The sequence below is a fragment of the Pseudomonas sp. D1-36 genome (assembly GCF_051132205.1).
GTDB lineage: Bacteria > Pseudomonadota > Gammaproteobacteria > Pseudomonadales > Pseudomonadaceae > Aquipseudomonas.
The window spans coordinates 5,565,484-5,581,604 of record NZ_CP071674.1; the positions used below are offsets into that span (position 1 = coordinate 5,565,484).

13 protein-coding genes are annotated in these 16,121 nt (G+C 61.4%); 4 read left to right on the forward strand and 9 right to left on the reverse strand.

Annotation, left to right across the window (positions count from 1 at the left end):
• Positions 1-37 precede the first annotated feature (37 nt).
• Both phoR and J3P76_RS25135 read left to right on the forward strand, forming a co-directional pair.
• Entirely contained in the window at positions 38-1,324 is a 1,287-nt protein-coding gene (gene phoR, locus J3P76_RS25130) for a phosphate regulon sensor histidine kinase PhoR (RefSeq protein ID WP_434702054.1), read from the forward strand.
• A gap of 122 nt (positions 1,325-1,446) precedes the next feature.
• A complete protein-coding gene (locus tag J3P76_RS25135; RefSeq protein WP_420767116.1) occupies positions 1,447-2,787 on the forward strand; it encodes a hemolysin family protein in 1,341 nt (446 codons plus the stop codon).
• A 144-nt stretch (positions 2,788-2,931) separates the two neighbouring features.
• Here the strand turns inward: J3P76_RS25135 and J3P76_RS25140 are convergent, their stop codons facing one another.
• The 8 genes from J3P76_RS25140 to J3P76_RS25175 form a co-directional block, all read right to left on the reverse strand.
• A complete protein-coding gene (locus J3P76_RS25140; protein ID WP_420767115.1) occupies positions 2,932-3,828 on the reverse strand; it encodes a peptidoglycan DD-metalloendopeptidase family protein in 897 nt (298 codons plus the stop codon).
• 248 nt (positions 3,829-4,076) lie between these two features.
• A complete protein-coding gene (locus J3P76_RS25145; protein ID WP_420767114.1) occupies positions 4,077-5,000 on the reverse strand; it encodes a response regulator in 924 nt (307 codons plus the stop codon).
• Between the two features lie 167 nt (positions 5,001-5,167).
• Positions 5,168-5,929 (reverse strand): phosphate signaling complex protein PhoU, encoded by a 762-nt coding sequence (gene phoU / locus J3P76_RS25150; protein WP_030139132.1) that lies wholly within the window; start codon positions 5,927-5,929, stop codon positions 5,168-5,170.
• A 114-nt stretch (positions 5,930-6,043) separates the two neighbouring features.
• Positions 6,044-6,877 carry a phosphate ABC transporter ATP-binding protein PstB gene (pstB, locus tag J3P76_RS25155; RefSeq protein ID WP_420767113.1) on the reverse strand — a complete coding sequence of 278 codons (834 nt, stop codon included), beginning with the start codon at positions 6,875-6,877 and terminating at the stop codon, positions 6,044-6,046.
• 170 nt (positions 6,878-7,047) lie between these two features.
• On the reverse strand, positions 7,048-8,718 hold the full coding sequence (pstA, locus tag J3P76_RS25160) for a phosphate ABC transporter permease PstA (protein ID WP_420767112.1): 1,671 nt from the start codon (positions 8,716-8,718) through the stop codon (positions 7,048-7,050).
• A 15-nt stretch (positions 8,719-8,733) separates the two neighbouring features.
• Positions 8,734-10,767, reverse strand: a complete 2,034-nt coding sequence (locus tag J3P76_RS25165; protein WP_434611693.1) for an ABC transporter permease subunit — start codon at positions 10,765-10,767, stop codon at positions 8,734-8,736.
• 406 nt (positions 10,768-11,173) lie between these two features.
• Positions 11,174-12,172 carry a phosphate ABC transporter substrate-binding protein PstS gene (locus J3P76_RS25170; RefSeq protein WP_053127032.1) on the reverse strand — a complete coding sequence of 333 codons (999 nt, stop codon included), beginning with the start codon at positions 12,170-12,172 and terminating at the stop codon, positions 11,174-11,176.
• Positions 12,173-12,337: 165 nt separating this feature from the next.
• A complete protein-coding gene (locus J3P76_RS25175) occupies positions 12,338-13,636 on the reverse strand; it encodes an MFS transporter (protein WP_420767109.1) in 1,299 nt (432 codons plus the stop codon).
• A 372-nt stretch (positions 13,637-14,008) separates the two neighbouring features.
• Between J3P76_RS25175 and J3P76_RS25180 the strand changes: the two genes are divergently transcribed.
• Positions 14,009-14,413 carry an acyl-CoA thioesterase gene (locus tag J3P76_RS25180; protein ID WP_030139126.1) on the forward strand — a complete coding sequence of 135 codons (405 nt, stop codon included), beginning with the start codon at positions 14,009-14,011 and terminating at the stop codon, positions 14,411-14,413.
• A 57-nt stretch (positions 14,414-14,470) separates the two neighbouring features.
• Positions 14,471-15,370 (forward strand): D-hexose-6-phosphate mutarotase, encoded by a 900-nt coding sequence (locus J3P76_RS25185; protein ID WP_434608796.1) that lies wholly within the window; start codon positions 14,471-14,473, stop codon positions 15,368-15,370.
• Positions 15,371-15,503: 133 nt separating this feature from the next.
• Here J3P76_RS25185 and J3P76_RS25190 read toward each other — a convergent pair whose 3' ends face one another.
• Complete coding sequence (locus J3P76_RS25190) at positions 15,504-16,040, reverse strand: DUF3299 domain-containing protein (protein WP_082112055.1); 537 nt, start codon at positions 16,038-16,040, stop codon at positions 15,504-15,506.
• Positions 16,041-16,121: the final 81 nt, after the last annotated feature.

Genomic DNA, 16,121 nt, shown 5'->3' on the forward strand with positions numbered 1-16,121 from the left:
CGTGAATCAAAACTGGCATGGCACCCTCATCCGCCATATGTTGTTGCTGGTTACCGGATGCCTGTTGATCGGCCTGATCACCGGATATTACGGCTGGAGCCTGGCCGTGGGGCTGGCGCTTTACCTTGCCTGGACCCTCAAGCAATTGCTGCGCCTGCATGAGTGGCTGCGCCTGCACCAACCCGACGAAGCCCCGCCCGATGGCTACGGGCTGTGGGGCGAGGTGTTCGACAGCATCTATCATCTGCAACGGCGCGACCAGCGCGTTCGTGGCCGCCTGCAAGCGGTGATCGACCGCGTCCAGGAATCCACCGCGGCGCTCAAAGACGCGGTGATCATGCTCGACAGCGAAGGCAACCTGGAGTGGTGGAACCGCGCCGCCGAAACCCTGCTGGGCCTCAAGACCCCCCAGGACAGTGGCCAACCGGTGACCAACCTGGTTCGCCATCCGCGGTTCAAGGAATATTTCGAGCAGGACAACTACGCCGAACCGCTGGAAATCCCTTCGCCCACCAACGATCGATTGCGCATCCAGCTCTACATCACCCGCTACGGCAACAACGAGCATTTGATGCTGGTGCGGGACGTGACGCGCATCCATCAGCTGGAACAGATGCGCAAGGATTTCATCGCCAACGTATCCCACGAGCTGCGTACCCCGCTGACGGTGATCTGCGGTTACCTGGAAACCTTGCTCGACAACGTCGAGGAAGTGAACCCGCGCTGGAGCCGGGCCTTGCAGCAGATGCAGCAACAAGGCGGGCGCATGCAGACCTTGCTCAACGATTTGCTGCTGCTGGCGAAACTGGAAGCCACCGATTACCCGTCGGACAACCAGCCGGTACCCATCGACGAACTTCTGCAGATCATCGTCCAGGATGCACAGGAACTGTCCGGCCCCAAGCAACAGGCCATCACCCTCGAAGCCGACCCGGCCGTCCAGCTCAAAGGCAGCGAGGCGGAACTGCGCAGCGCGTTTTCCAACCTGGTGTTCAACGCGGTCAAGTACACGCCCGAACAAGGACGGATCCACGTCCGCTGGTGGGGCGATGAACAGGGCGCGCACCTGAGCGTGCGCGATTCCGGTATCGGCATCGACAGCAAGCACCTGCCGCGCTTGACCGAACGCTTCTACCGGGTCGACTCCAGCCGCAACTCCAACACCGGCGGCACGGGGCTGGGACTGGCCATCGTCAAACACGTCTTGCTGCGCCACCGTGCACGCATGGAAATCAGCAGCGTGCCCGGCCACGGCAGTACCTTCACCTGCCATTTCGCTCCAGCACAGGTGGTTCGCACGCGCCTTCCCAACCGCGACGAGTGACGCCGACCAGCCCTTCCCTCTAGGCAATCGCCAAGTCAGCCGCTACATTGGCTGACTTATGCCTGCCTTTTCAGGCACTGATTTCGAACCTTACGCACTTACGGAACCTGCAAAACTCCATCATGGACCCTTCCCCTGGCTTGTCCCTCGTTACGCTCTTCGCCGAATTCGGCATGATTCTCTTTGCTTTGATCCTGGTCCTGCTCAACGGATTTTTCGTTGCGGCGGAGTTCGCCATGGTCAAGCTGCGCTCGACCCGGGTCGAGGCCATCGCCGAGCAGCATGGCTGGCGTGGGCATATCCTGCGCACTGTCCATAGCCAGCTCGACGCCTACCTGTCGGCTTGCCAGCTGGGTATTACCCTCGCCTCCCTGGGCCTGGGCTGGGTCGGTGAGCCGGCGTTCGCCCATATCCTCGAGCCGTTGCTGGGCGCGATCGGTGTCGAGTCGCCGGAAGTGATCAAGGGCGTGTCGTTCTTCACTGCGTTCTTCATCATTTCCTACCTGCACATCGTGGTCGGCGAGCTGGCGCCCAAATCCTGGGCGATTCGCAAACCCGAGCTGCTGTCCCTGTGGACGGCCGCGCCGTTGTACCTGTTCTACTGGGCCATGTACCCGGCGATCTACCTGCTCAATGCCAGCGCCAACGCCATCCTGCGCATCGCCGGCCAAGGCGAGCCCGGGCCTCATCATGAACACCACTACAGCCGCGAAGAGTTGAAGCTGATCCTGCACTCCAGCCGTGGCCAGGACCCAAGCGACCAAGGCATGCGCGTGCTGGCTTCCGCCGTGGAAATGGGCGAGCTGGAAGTGGTGGACTGGGCCAACTCCCGGGAAGACCTGGTGACGCTGGAGTTCAACGCGCCGCTCAAGGAAATCCTGGCGATGTTCCGCCGCCACAAGTTCAGCCGTTATCCGGTGTACGACAGCGAGCGCCAGGAGTTCGTCGGCCTGCTGCACATCAAGGACCTGCTGCTGGAACTGGCGGCCCTGGATCACATTCCCGAATCGTTCAACCTGGCCGAACTGACCCGGCCATTGGAGCGCGTGTCGCGGCACATGCCGTTGTCGCAATTACTGGAACAATTCCGCAAGGGCGGCTCGCACTTCGCCGTGGTCGAAGAGGCCGATGGCAACATCATCGGCTACCTGACCATGGAAGACGTGCTGGAAGTGCTGGTGGGCGACATCCAGGACGAACACCGCAAGGCCGAGCGCGGCATCCTGGCCTACCAGCCGGGCAAGCTGCTGGTGCGCGGCGACACGCCGCTGTTCAAGGTCGAACGCCTGTTGGGGATCGACCTGGACCACATCGAAGCCGAGACCCTGGCCGGGCTGGTCTATGAAACCCTCAAGCGCGTGCCGGAAGAGGAAGAAGTGCTGGAAGTCGAAGGCCTGCGGATCATCATCAAGAAGATGAAGGGGCCCAAGATCATCCTGGCGAAGGTGTTGATGCTCGATTGACCGTCCCGGCGGGCCTCCTGTGGCGAGGGAGCTTGCTCCCGCTCGGCCGGTCCGACGCTTCGGGCGCAGCAGTCGTCGCTTTTGGGGCCGCTTCGCGGCCCAGCGGGAGCAAGCTCCCTCGCCACGAAAAGCCCCCGCGAACGTCTACTGCTTACCCACCGCAAAATTGGGCAGGTCGCCCACCGGTTGGTTGAACTGGTAGGGAATCGACACCAGCCCCAACCCGGTATTGCGCTGTACCACGAAATGCAGGTGCGGGCCGGAGCTGTTGCCGGTGTTTCCCGAGAGCGCCAACGGCGTACCGACCGCCACCCGCTGCCCTTCCCGTACGCTCACCGAGCCCTTTTGCAGGTGCAGATAGACACCCATGGTCCCGTCGTCATGCAGCACGCGCACGAAGTTGCCGGAAGGGTCGGTGCCGCGTCCGGTCTGCGAGTTTTCGGTCTTGACCACCACGCCGCCCCGCGCCGCGATGATCGGCGTGCCCTCGGGCATCGCGATGTCCATGGCGTAGCGGTTCTTGGGACCGTAGTGGCTGTATTGGCCATTGGCACCCTGGCTCAATCGAAACGGCCCGCCGACCCAGGGCAGCGGGTAGCGATACGCCTGCGCGGTGCCTGCCGGGTCGCCCAGGGAATATTCGAACCTTGGGGTGTACACGAGGGGCCTGCCGGGCCGGGTGGCGGTGAGCAGCGCCAGGCGCAGGTTGCTGCGCGCTGGCATCACCCGACGAATCGGCCGGCTCGGCGCCCCGCTGACGTTGCGCAACCCGACGAAACTCAGCTCGATCTCGACGGGCGCATACAGGTCATTGCGCACGTAAACCGCGTCCGCGCCCTTCTGCTTCTTGATATCGAGGAACACCTGCCGCTCCAGGCGTTCGACCATCCGATCACGGAACACGAACACCTGGGCGCCTTTGCTGGGGCGGTCGCTATAGGAAACCACGCCATTGGCATCGGTGGATTTGTAGATGGTCATGGCCAGGGCCGGGGTGGCGGCCAGGACGAGACCACAGGCGAACAACAACGGCACGAGCATGGGCAAGAATTCTGTCGAAATGAAGGCCTGCAAAGCAGCCTAGCAGCTGGGATGGACCAGCGTAGTCGGCAGATGTTTCAAAAATGGATCAGCGGTCGGTGTTGGAGCTGATGGCCTCTTCGCGAGCAGGCTCGCTCCCACAAGGGATCTGCTGCGGACACAAATTTTGTGACAAACACAGATCAGTGTGGGAGCGAGCTTGCTCCGGGCGGCGATCCGACGAAAGCGGACTGAGGGGCGCCGCCGTATCAGGCGCCCGGTACGAAGTGCTTCTGGGCGGTGCCGCGGGCGATCAGGCGGGAGATGTAGTCGAGTTTCTGCGGGTCTTTGTCGACGAAGCGGAAGGTCAGTTGCAACCATTCGCTGTCGGGCGTCTGCTCATGGGCGACGATGGCGTGCAGGTAGCCGTTCAGACGAGCGGTCTCGGCGTTGTCGCCTTGTTCCATATCCAGTACCGAGCTTTCCAGCACTTGCGGCAGCGTATCGGTGCGCTTGACCACCAGCAGCGCTTCCTTGAGGCTCAGGGCCTTGATCACGCATTGCTGGGTGCCGCTGGACAGGCGCAACTGGCCTTGGCCACGGTTGGTCGGCGAAGTGGTGGCGGCCGGTGCCTTGACCGGCGGGCTGTTGAGCAAACCACGGGCTGGAGCAGCTGGGGCGGGCACAGGGGCGGCGGGGGCCGACGCAACAGCCGCCGTCGGGGGCTTGCCACCGGTCAGGGCGCTGAGGGAGTCATTGCCAAACGCCGAGTTCATCTTGGTCGGCGCGCTGTTCATGAGTGTGTCGAGCTTGCCAACCTTGTTCAGGGCCTGTTTGACCTTGGTCAGCAGCTGTTCATTGGTGAAAGGCTTGCTGACGTAGCCGGATACGCCGGCCTGGATGGCCTGGACCACGTTCTCCTTGTCGCCACGGCTGGTCACCATCACGAAGGGCATGCCTTTGAGGTTGTCCTGCTGGCGGCACCAGGTCAACAGTTCCAGGCCGGACATCTCCGGCATTTCCCAGTCGCACAGCACCAGGTCGAACGCTTCACGGGCCAGCAGGGCCTGGGCTTTCTTGCCGTTCACCGCGTCTTCAATGCGGATACCTGGGAAGTAGTTGCGCAGGCACTTCTTCACCAAGTCACGAATGAACGAAGCATCGTCCACGACCAACACACTGACCTTACTCATCCAGATACACCTCTAAAAAATCCCGGCAAGCATACCGCCTTACTGATGGCATATTGCCAAAAAGCTTCAGTCACGCCGGGACTTTTCGTTCGCGGGGTGCTGCTTTCGACTAAAAAAAGCGCAAAAAAAAAGCCCGACCAGAAGGCCGGGCGCTTTTCTTGGCAATCTTACTTATCGTCAGTTTCACCGGGAACATTAGCGGTTTCGGACGGGGTGCCCTCCACTTCTTCCTTCATCCGCTTGAGCCCCATGTGGCGCACATCGGTGCCACGCACCAGGTAGATGACCAATTCGGAGATGTTGCGCGCATGATCGCCGATACGCTCCAGGGAACGCAGCACCCAGATGATGCTCAACACCCGCGAGATAGAGCGTGGGTCTTCCATCATGTAGGTCGCCAGTTCACGCAGGGCGGTCTTGTATTCGCGGTCGATGATCTTGTCGTACTGCGCCACCGACAGCGCCAGGTCGGCGTCGAAACGGGCAAAGGCGTCCAGCGCGTCGCGGACCATGTTGCGCACCTGGTCACCAATGTGGCGAACCTCGACGTAACCGCGCGGGGCTTCGCCTTCTTCGCACAATTGGATGGCACGACGGGCGATCTTGGTGGCTTCGTCGCCGATCCGCTCAAGGTCGATCACCGACTTGGAAATGCTGATGATCAGGCGCAGGTCGGAAGCGGCCGGCTGGCGACGGGCAAGGATGCGCAGGCACTCTTCGTCGATGTTGCGTTCCATCTGGTTGATCTGGTCATCGATCTCGCGCACCTGCTGGGCCAGGCCGGAATCAGCCTCGATCAGCGCGGTCACCGCGTCGTTGACCTGCTTTTCCACCAGCCCGCCCATCGCCAGCAGGTGGCTGCGCACCTCTTCAAGCTCGGCGTTGAATTGCGCGGAAATGTGATGAGTGAGGCCTTCCTTCGAAATCATGGTTTTGCTCCGCAAAAGCTGTGAGCTGCAAGCTTCAAGCTGCAAGCTGATGTGTGTCGTTACTCGGATCGCTTTTTACTTGCCGCTTGCAGCTTGACGCTTGCGGCTCTAGGGCTAGCCATAGCGACCTGTGATGTAGTCCTCGGTCTGCTTCATGGCCGGATTGGTAAACAAGGTATCGGTGTCACCGAACTCCACCAGCTTGCCCATGTACATGAACGCGGTGTAGTCGGACACACGCGCCGCCTGCTGCATGTTGTGGGTCACGATGACGATGGTGAACTTGGACTTGAGCTCGTAGATCAGCTCCTCGACCTTCAGTGTCGAGATCGGGTCCAGTGCCGAGCAAGGTTCGTCGAGCAGCAGGACTTCCGGCTCCACCGCGATGGTGCGGGCGATGACCAGACGTTGCTGCTGACCGCCGGACAGGCCCAGGGCCGAATCGTGCAGGCGATCCTTGACCTCGTCCCACAGCGCCGCGCCCTTGAGGGCCCATTCCACGGCTTCGTCGAGGACCCGCTTCTTGTTGATGCCCTGGATGCGCAGGCCGTAGACCACGTTCTCGTAGATGGTTTTCGGGAACGGGTTGGGCTTCTGGAACACCATGCCAACGCGGCGGCGCAGCTCGGCCACGTCTTCGCCCTTGCGGTAGATGTTGTTGCCGTAGAGGTTGATCTCGCCTTCGACGCGGCAACCGTCCACCAGGTCGTTCATGCGGTTGAAGGTGCGCAGCAAGGTCGACTTGCCGCAGCCCGACGGGCCGATGAACGCGGTGACGCGCTGTTTCGGGATGTTCAGGCTGACGTCGTATAACGCCTGCTTCTGGCCGTAGAACAGGTTCAGGCCGGGCACTTCGATGGCGACGGTTTCCTGAGCCAGGTTCAAGCTCTGCTTGTCGCGGCCCAGGGCCGACATGTTGATGCCGTGTGTGTGTGCTTCGTGTTGCATGGGAGGCTCCCTGTGCTAACAAATTCGGTTCGGTTGGCCAATGAGTGGCCAGGCCAATCTGTGTATGTGTGGGAGCGAGCCTGCTCGCGATTCAGGCGACTCGGTCTGATTTTAGAACCGAGGTGATGCCATCGCGAGAAGGCTCGCTCCCACAGGAAATCGATGTGTAATCAACTATCCAGTGCTTTGTACTTTTCGCGCAGGTGGTTACGAATCCACACCGCCGACAGGTTCAGGATCGCGATCACCAGCACCAGCAGCAGCGCCGTGGCGTAGACCAACGGCCGGGCAGCCTCTACGTTCGGGCTCTGGAAGCCGACGTCATAGATATGGAAGCCCAGGTGCATGATCTTCTGGTCCAGGTGCAGGTACGGGTAGTTGCCATCCAGCGGCAGCGACGGCGCAAGTTTCACCACACCCACCAACATCAACGGCGCAACTTCGCCAGCGGCACGGGCCACCGCGAGGATCATGCCTGTCATCATCGCCGGGCTCGCCATCGGCAGGACGATTTTCCACAGGGTCTCGGCCTTGGTCGCGCCGAGGGCCAGAGAGCCTTCGCGCACGGTACGTGGAATCCTTGCCAGACCTTCTTCGGTGGCGACGATTACCACCGGCACCGCCAGCAACGCCAGGGTCAACGATGCCCAGAGCAGGCCTGGGGTACCGAAAGTCGGCGCCGGCAAGGCTTCGGGGAAGAACAGTCGGTCAACCGAACCGCCCAGCACGTAGACGAAGAAGCCCAGGCCGAACACGCCGTAGACGATGGCCGGGACACCGGCGAGGTTGTTCACCGCAATGCGGATCAGACGGGTCATCGTCCCCTGGCGCGCGTATTCACGCAGGTAAACCGCCGCCAGCACGCCGAACGGCGTCACGATCATTGCCATGATGAGGGTCATCATCACGGTGCCGAAAATCGCCGGGAAGATACCGCCTTCGGTGTTGGCTTCACGCGGATCGTCGCTGAGGAATTCCCAGACCTTGCTGAAATAGAAACCCAGCTTGGTGAGCGTGCCCATGCCGTTTGGCTGGTAGGCATGCACCACTTTGCCGATTTCGATTTCCACTTCCTTGCCGTTGGCATCGCGGGCCGTCAGGCTGTCGCGATTGAACTGGCCATGCAGGTCGGCCAGGCGCGCCTCGATGTCCTTGTAGCGAGCGTTGAGTTCGGCGCGTTCGCTTTCCAGGTCGGCCTGGGCGGCGGCGTCGAGCTTGCCGTCCAGCTCCAGCTTGCGACCGTGCAGGCGGATGCGCTCCAGGCCAGCGTTGATCGCGCCGATGTCGGTTTTTTCCAGGGTCTTGAGCTCGTCGGCCAATTGGTTGACCCGCTCGATACGCGCCTGCAACTGCGGCCACGCCGCTTCGCCCTCGGCGATGACCTTGCCTTGTTCCTTGACGTTGACCAGGTAGCCGTAGAAATTGCCCCACTCGCGGCGCTCAAGGGCCATCAGCTCCGGTGGTGTGGTCTGGTTGGTCAGCCAGTCGCCGACGATCCAGGTGAAATCGGTGCCGTTGAGGTCACGATTGCCGACCTTGACCAATTCACGGGTCATGAACTCAGGGCCTTCGTCCGGCACCGGCAGGCCAGCACTTTTCAGGCGCTCGCGAGGCACTTCTTCTTTCTGTACGACTTCGCCTACCACCAGGTGCGCAGGCATGCCCGGCACGTTGTAATTGGCGTGGATCAGGTCCGCCGGCCAGAAGTGGCCGAGGCCGCGCACGGCAATCACCGCCAGCAGGCCAATGGTCATGATGACCGCGATGGACACCGCGCCACCGCTGATCCAGACGCCAGGGGCGCCGCTCTTGAACCATCCTTTCAGGGAGTTCTGTTTCACAGACTTCTACCTTTCTTAAAGCGACGAATATTTCTTGCGCAGACGCTGACGGATCAGCTCGGCGAGGGTGTTCATGACGAAGGTGAACAACAGCAGCACCAAGGCCGACAGGAACAGCACGCGGTAATGGCTGCCCCCGACTTCGGACTCAGGCATTTCAACCGCCACGTTGGCCGCCAGGGTGCGCAGGCCTTCGAACAGGTTCATCTCCATGACCGGCGTGTTACCGGTGGCCATCAGCACGATCATGGTCTCGCCCACCGCGCGACCCATGCCGATCATCAGCGCCGAGAAGATGCCCGGGCTGGCGGTGAGGATCACCACGCGAGTCATGGTCTGCCACGGCGTGGCGCCGAGGGCCAGAGAGCCCAGGGTCAGGCCGCGCGGCACGCTGAACACGGCGTCTTCGGCAATCGAGTAGATGTTCGGGATCACCGCGAAGCCCATCGCCAGGCCCACCACCAAGGCGTTGCGCTGGTCGTAGGTGATGCCCAGGTCATGGGAAATCCACATGCGCATGTCGCCGCCGAAGAACCAGGCTTCAAGGTACGGGCTCATGTACAGCGAGAGCCAGCCCACGAACAGGATCACAGGGATCAACAGCGCGCTTTCCCAGCCATCCGGCACCCGCAGGCGAATGGATTCCGGCAGGCGGCTGAAGACGAAGCCGGCGACGAGGATGCCGATCGGCAGCAACATCAGCAGGCTGAAGATGCCCGGCAGGTGCCCTTCGACGTACGGCGCCAGAAACAGGCCGGCGAAGAAGCCGAGGATCACCGTCGGCATCGCTTCCATCAGCTCGATCACCGGTTTGACCTTGCGGCGCATGCCCGGCGCCATGAAGTAGGCAGTGTAGATCGCGGCGGCAACCGCCAGCGGCGCGGCCAGCAGCATCGCGTAGAACGCGGCCTTCAAGGTGCCGAAGGTCAGCGGCGAAAGGCTCAGCTTGGGTTCGAAGTCGGTGTTGGCGGCGGTCGATTGCCAGACGTATTTGGGTTCGTCGTAGTTTTCGTACCAGACCTTGCTCCACAACGCACTCCAGGACACTTCCGGGTGTGGGTTATCCAGCATCAACGGTTGCAGCTTGCCGCCCTGCTCCACGATCAGGCGGTTGGCCCGTGGGGACATGCCGAACAGACCTTGGCCGTCGACTACCTGGTCCACCAGCAAGGTGCGGTGGGCGGTGCTGTGGAACACGCCGAGCTTGCCGGCGGTGTCGAGGGCCACGAAACCCTTGCGGCGTTCCTCGGCGCTGATCTCGACGATGGGCGCGCTGCCCATCTGGAAAGTACGAATCTGTTTGAAGCGCGATTCACCGTCCGGATCGCGAGCCATGAACCACTGGGCCAGGCCACCCTTGGAGTCGCCGATGATCAGCGAAATCCCCCCTACCAACTGGGCGGCCGCGGTGACTTGGGCATCGGCGTTCTCCAGCAGCTTGTAGCGACCGTTCAGGCTCTTTTCCCGCAGGCTGAACACGTCGGCCTGGGCGCGACCGTTGACCACGTACAACCACTGCTGGCGCGGGTCGACGAAAATGTTCTTCACCGGCTCGGTCATCTGCGGCAGGTCGATACGCGTCTGCTCGCTGGTGATTTCGCCGGTCATCATGTTTTCTTCGCTGGTCAGCGACAGCACATACAGCTGCGCGCCACTGGAGCCGGCCAGCAGCAGCGTCGAATCGGTGGCGTTGAGGCTGACGTGTTCCAAAGCCGCGCCCTGCTCGTTCAGCGCGATCGGCGCCTCGCCGTACGGGTATTCGATCGCGGGCGAAATGGTTTTCTTGCCATCGGGGTAACTGACTTTATAAGTGTGGCGGAACACCAGGGCCTGGCCGTTGGACAGGCCGATCGCCACCAATGGGCTGCCGGGCTGGTCTTCACCAATGGACGTCACACTGGCGCCGGCCGGAACCGGCAGGTCGACGCGGCGCAGTTCGGCACCGCTGTCGAGGTTGTAGAACAGCGCCTGGCCCTTGTCGGAGACCCGCATGGCCACTTGGTTCTGCTCTTCGATGGCGATCATCAGCGGCTTGCCGGCGTCTTGCATCCAGGCTGGGGTGATCGAATCCTTGGCGGTCAGGTCCGCGCCCTGGAACAGGGGCAGCACCACGTAGGCGAGGAAAAAGAAAATCAGGGTAATGGCCGCCAGGACGGCGAGGCCGCCCACCAGCACGTACCAGCGGGTCAGGCGATCCTTGAGCGCACGAATGCGGCGCTTGCGTTGCAGCTCAGGCGTATTGAAGTCAATGCGCTTGGGAGGGGAAGTCGTAGTCATTGTGGAGTTGGCCAGATCATTCATGCGCACACCCTAGCGATCCTGTATGACAGAAAGATGACAGTGAAGTGACGCAACAAATCCGCCGCCAGCTAGAAGCGGCAGCGGATGGGAAAATTGGGCGGTGGAAGTGGTCTGCACTCCCACCGCAGCCCGGGCGTTGGCCCGGGCTCAGGTGTTACTGCTTGGCGACGTTGCCGCCTTCCTGCAGACCCAGGTCAGCCAGTGCCTTGGCGGCAACTTTGGCTGGAACCGGGATGTAGCCGTCCTTGACCACGACTTCCTGGCCTTGCTTGGACAGGATCAGCTTCACGAACTCGGCTTCCAGCGGGGCCAGAGGCTTGTTCGGCGCCTTGTTGACGTAGACGTAGAGGAAACGCGACAGCGGGTACTTGCCGTTCAGAGCGTTTTCTTCGGTGTCTTCGATGAACTCGCCGCCTTCTTTCTTGGCCAGGGCAACGGTTTTCACGCTGGCGGTCTTGTAGCCGATACCCGAGTAGCCGATGCCGTTAAGCGAGCTGCTGATCGACTGCACAACCGAAGCCGAACCCGGCTGCTCGTTGACGTTTGGCTTGTAGTCGCCCTTGCACAGGGCTTCTTCCTTGAAGTAGCCGTAGGTGCCGGACACCGAGTTGCGACCGAACAGCTGGACTGGCTTGTTGGCCAGGTCGCCGGTCACGCCCAGGTCGCCCCAGGTCTTGACGTCAGCCTTGGCGCCGCACAGGCGAGTCGAGGAGAAGATCGCATCGACCTGGGCCATGGTCAGGTGCTTGATCGGGTTGTCCTTGTGCACGAACACGGCCAGGGCGTCCACGGCAACCGGGATAGCGGTTGGCTTGTAGCCGTACTTCTGTTCGAAGGCCTGCAGCTCGTTGTCTTTCATCTTGCGGCTCATCGGGCCCAGGTTGGCGGTGCCTTCGGTGAGTGCGGGTGGCGCGGTGGAGGAACCGGCGGCCTGAATCTGGATGTTTACGTTCGGGTATTCTTTCTTGTAGTTCTCGGCCCACAAGGTCATCAGGTTGGCCAGGGTATCGGAGCCGACGCTGGACAGGTTGCCCGACACACCAGTGGTCTTGGTGTAGCTCGGGATCGCAGGGTCAACAGCGGCAACCGCGTTGGCAGTCGCAACGCCAGCAGCGACAAAGGTCATTGCCGCCATCAAACGCTTCAGTTTCATGCCTTACTCCTAGCAGATAGGTGTGTTAAGTCGGCCAAGTATTGGGAAGCCGTGTGAACACTCTATGGCTGAAATATGACAATTGGATGAAAGGCCAGCATTGAGGTTTGCAGGATGTTGTGGCGAAGGGATTCATCCCCTCGCCACAGGGCTGTTCGGCGCCGCTTAGCGGCCTTTCTTCCAAAGATACCCACCGATCACCATCCCGATGCCGCAGATGATCGCGACGTAATACGCCGGCCCCATCGGGCTTTCTTTCAACAGCAGGGTCACGATCATTGGCGTCAAACCGCCGAAGATTGCGTAGGCCAGGTTGTAGGAAAACGATAGCCCACTGAAGCGCACCACGGCCGGGAAGGCATTGACCATGACGTAGGGCACTGCGCCGATGGTGCCCACCAGCAAGCCACTCAAGGCGTAGAGCGGGAACAGCCACTCAGGGTGAGTGAACAGGCTGTGATAGAAGGTCCAGAACGTGATCAACAACAAACCGCTGCCAAACACGAACACCCGGCCGGCACCAAAGCGGTCGGCCAATACACCGGCGCCAATGCAACCGAAACTCAGGAATACGATTGCCAGGCTATTGGCCTGCAGCGCCGTAGTCGGGCTGAAGTGGTGCACCGTCTGCAACACCGTCGGGGTCATCAGGATGACTACGATGACGCCGGCCGACAGCAGCCAAGTCAACAGCATGGAAATGACAATGGCTCCACGATGGTCGCGCAGCACGGCGCGCAACGGCACTTCTTCGGCCAAGGCCTTGCGCAATTGCAGTTCGGCAAACACCGGGGTTTCGTGCAGCCAGCGACGCAGGTACACCGAAAACAGGCCGAACACGCCGCCCAGCAGGAACGGGATTCGCCAAGCGTAATCCGCCACTTCCACCGGCGTATAAATGCTATTGATGGCGGTGGCGACCAACGAACCCAACAGAATCCCCGCCGTCAGGCCGCAGGTCAGGGTGCCGCAGGCGTAGCCGATGTGGCGCGCCGGCACGTGCTCGGAAACGAATACCCAGGCCCCCGGTACCTCGCCACCGATCGCCGCCCCCTGGATCACGCGCATCAGCAACAAGAGAATCGGCGCCCACATGCCGATCTGCGCGTAGGTCGGCAACAAACCCATGATCAGGGTCGGCACGGCCATCATGAAAATGCTCAGGGTGAACATTTTCTTGCGCCCCAGCAGGTCGCCGAAGTGAGCCATGATGATCCCGCCCAGCGGCCGGGCCAGATATCCAGCGGCAAAAATGCCAAACGTTTGCATCAGGCGCAGCCATTCGGGCATTTCAGCGGGGAAGAACAGCTTGCCGACCACGGTGGCGAAGAACACGAAAATAATGAAATCGTAGAACTCCAGCGCGCCGCCCAGGGCAGAAAGCGACAGGGTCTTGTAGTCGTTACGGGTCAGCGGACGGGCGGGTTGTGCGGGCGTCGCCGTGCTCGAAGGCGCAGTGGTCATGGCAAGGGTTTCTCTTATAGTCGGTTCTCGGCCCGACAACACTGATGAGAGCCCGGGCAGGTTCGGCACGATAGCAAATTGTTCGAAAAAGCACATAGAGGGGCGTAATTGACAGTCAAAATCAGAACCCAGTGGTCGTCTCGACGTCTATCGCCCGATATACTCGCAACCTTGCGACACTCTGTAAGGGGTTGCTGTGCGAAAACGCCGTTGGTGATGTAGTACAAGATCAGCCGGTTTCGCAGAGTTTCCCTTTGGCGCGCCTTTACGAAAAACGTGACGAACGTGGCAGTTCGGGCTGAATCGTTTTTTACAAAGACGGCTATTCACCTGAAAGACAAGACAGAGTTACGGGTCAGAGGCACCCCCGGCATGATAGAGCTCGAACAAGAAGATCCAATCCCGCAAGGCGACCTGGCCCTGCAAATCACCGCGCTTCCCCGTGATACCAACGGCTTCGGCGACATTTTCGGCGGCTGGCTGGTGTCCCAGATGGACCTGGCGGGCACTGCGATGGCCAGCAAGGTGGCGGGCGGCCGCGTGGCGACCGTGGCGATTGATCGCATGGCGTTCCTGGTGCCGGTGGCGGTGGGTGCGCAGTTGTCCTTCTATACCCAGGCGTTGGAGATCGGCCGCAGCTCGATCCAGATGATGGTCGAGGTGTGGAGCGATGATCCGTTGTCCAGCGAATGGCGCAAGGTCACCGAAGCGGTGTTCGTCTTCGTCGCCATCGACGGCAGTGGCCGCACTCGCTCGGTTCCACCACGCGCCCGTTAAACGCGGGGGCCGTTTTGCGGTCCATTGCAGTCCATGTTCCTGAACGAGATGCGCCCCATGCCTACGCCCAATGTCGAAGCCGTCAAACTGGATGAACTGAACGGTTGGCGCATCCGCCACGGTCAGGCCGAGTTGCTGGTGGCCCAGCAAGGCGCGCATATCCTCAGCTATCAGGTGGATGGCCAGCCGCCGCTGATCTGGCTCAATGACCAGGCTACGTTCAAGGCGGGCAAGAGCATCCGCGCCGGTGTGCCGGTGTGCTGGCCCTGGTTCGGCAACCTGACCCGCAACCCCGACAGCATCCAGGCCATGCGCGTCAGCAATGAACCGGCCACGGCCCACGGCCTGGTGCGAGCGATGGATTGGGAATTGAAAGGCATCGAGGCCGTGGGCGAGCGCCTGAAAATCGAATTCGTGCTGCCCTACCCGGAAAACGGGCTGCCTGGGTGGCCCCATCAGGTCGACCTGACGCTGACCATCGTGATGGATGAGCAACTGCATATCCGCCTCACCAGCCATAACCGAGGCAGCGAGACCGTCAGCCTCAGCCAGGCGCTGCACAGCTATTTCGCGGTCAGCGATGTGCGCAACGTACAGGTCGACGGGGTCGACGGCCTGGACTACATCGAGACGCTGGACGACTGGAATACACACACCCAGGCGGGCGACCTGCGCTTCATCGGTGAAACCGACCGTATCTATCTCGATACCCCACCGACACTGAGCATCGTCGACCCCCATTGGAATCGACGCATAGAACTGACCGCTAGCGGATCACGCTCGGCGGTGATCTGGAACCCCTGGACCGAGCGCGCCAAGGCCTTCAGCGACATGGCCGACGATGGCTGGCAGCGCATGCTTTGCATCGAGACGGCCAACGTGATGGATGATGCGGTGACGTTGTTGCCGGACGCCAGCCATACCCTTGGCGTGAGTATTTGCAGCAAGCCGCTCTGACACCGCAAGGCTACTGTGGGAGCGAGCTTGCTCGCGATAGCGGACTGACAGTCAACACCCGCGTCGACTGATGCATCGCCATCGCGAGCAAGCTCGCTCCCACAATTGGAACTGTGTCAGGTCAACCGGCCGGTCACAAATCCGCCTCCTGCACCACCCTCACCTTCTCCGCATCCAGCGCATACGCCGCGCTCGCCAGGTCGTTGTCGACCTTCTCGATCTTCAGGGTGCCGGTGACCCACAGCGGCGTATAGATGTCGTCGAGCTTCACGCCCTTAGGATAGCGCACCAGTACCAATTGATTGGGCGGCGGCGGGGGAACGTGGATGCAGGCGCCCGGGTAAGGCACCAGGAAAAACAGCGTACTGCGGCCTTTGGCGTCGGTTTCCAAAGGAACCGGATAGCCGCCAATGCGCAGGTGCTTGTCATTCATCGACGCCACGGTCTTGGTCGAGTACATCACCGCCGGCAAGCCTTTGCTTTGCTTGAGGCCACCTTTTTCGGTGAAGGTGCCACTGGCTTCGGGGGAGTCGTGATCGATCTCGGGCATCGCCTCGAGGGCTTTCTGGTCCGACTTGGGCATCAGTTCGAGCCAGTCGGTTTCCGGTAGCTCGGCGGCGTGGGCCAGGCCACTGCCCAGCAAAAGAAGGGTCAACACTAGACGGCGCATGAAAGGGCTCGGCAAAGAATGGAATGAAACGCCGGGCAGTTTAGCCCTCTCCGTGCGCCGCGCGGAGAGGGCTTCATCAGG

Excerpts from the sequence above, each read along its gene's own strand:
- phoR (WP_434702054.1), top strand. The coding sequence starts at position 38 with ATGTTGTTGCTGGTTACCGGATGCCTGTTGATCGGCCTGATCACCGGA.
- J3P76_RS25135 (WP_420767116.1), top strand. The coding sequence starts at position 1,447 with ATGGACCCTTCCCCTGGCTTGTCCCTCGTTACGCTCTTCGCCGAATTC.
- J3P76_RS25140 (WP_420767115.1), bottom strand. The coding sequence starts at position 3,828 with ATGCTCGTGCCGTTGTTGTTCGCCTGTGGTCTCGTCCTGGCCGCCACC.
- J3P76_RS25145 (WP_420767114.1), bottom strand. The coding sequence starts at position 5,000 with ATGAGTAAGGTCAGTGTGTTGGTCGTGGACGATGCTTCGTTCATTCGT.
- phoU (WP_030139132.1), bottom strand. The coding sequence starts at position 5,929 with ATGATTTCGAAGGAAGGCCTCACTCATCACATTTCCGCGCAATTCAAC.
- pstB (WP_420767113.1), bottom strand. The coding sequence starts at position 6,877 with ATGCAACACGAAGCACACACACACGGCATCAACATGTCGGCCCTGGGC.
- J3P76_RS25165 (WP_434611693.1), bottom strand. The coding sequence starts at position 10,767 with ATGCAAGACGCCGGCAAGCCGCTGATGATCGCCATCGAAGAGCAGAAC.
- J3P76_RS25170 (WP_053127032.1), bottom strand. The coding sequence starts at position 12,172 with ATGAAACTGAAGCGTTTGATGGCGGCAATGACCTTTGTCGCTGCTGGC.
- J3P76_RS25175 (WP_420767109.1), bottom strand. The coding sequence starts at position 13,636 with ATGACCACTGCGCCTTCGAGCACGGCGACGCCCGCACAACCCGCCCGT.
- J3P76_RS25180 (WP_030139126.1), top strand. The coding sequence starts at position 14,009 with ATGATAGAGCTCGAACAAGAAGATCCAATCCCGCAAGGCGACCTGGCC.
- J3P76_RS25185 (WP_434608796.1), top strand. The coding sequence starts at position 14,471 with ATGCCTACGCCCAATGTCGAAGCCGTCAAACTGGATGAACTGAACGGT.
- J3P76_RS25190 (WP_082112055.1), bottom strand. The coding sequence starts at position 16,040 with ATGCGCCGTCTAGTGTTGACCCTTCTTTTGCTGGGCAGTGGCCTGGCC.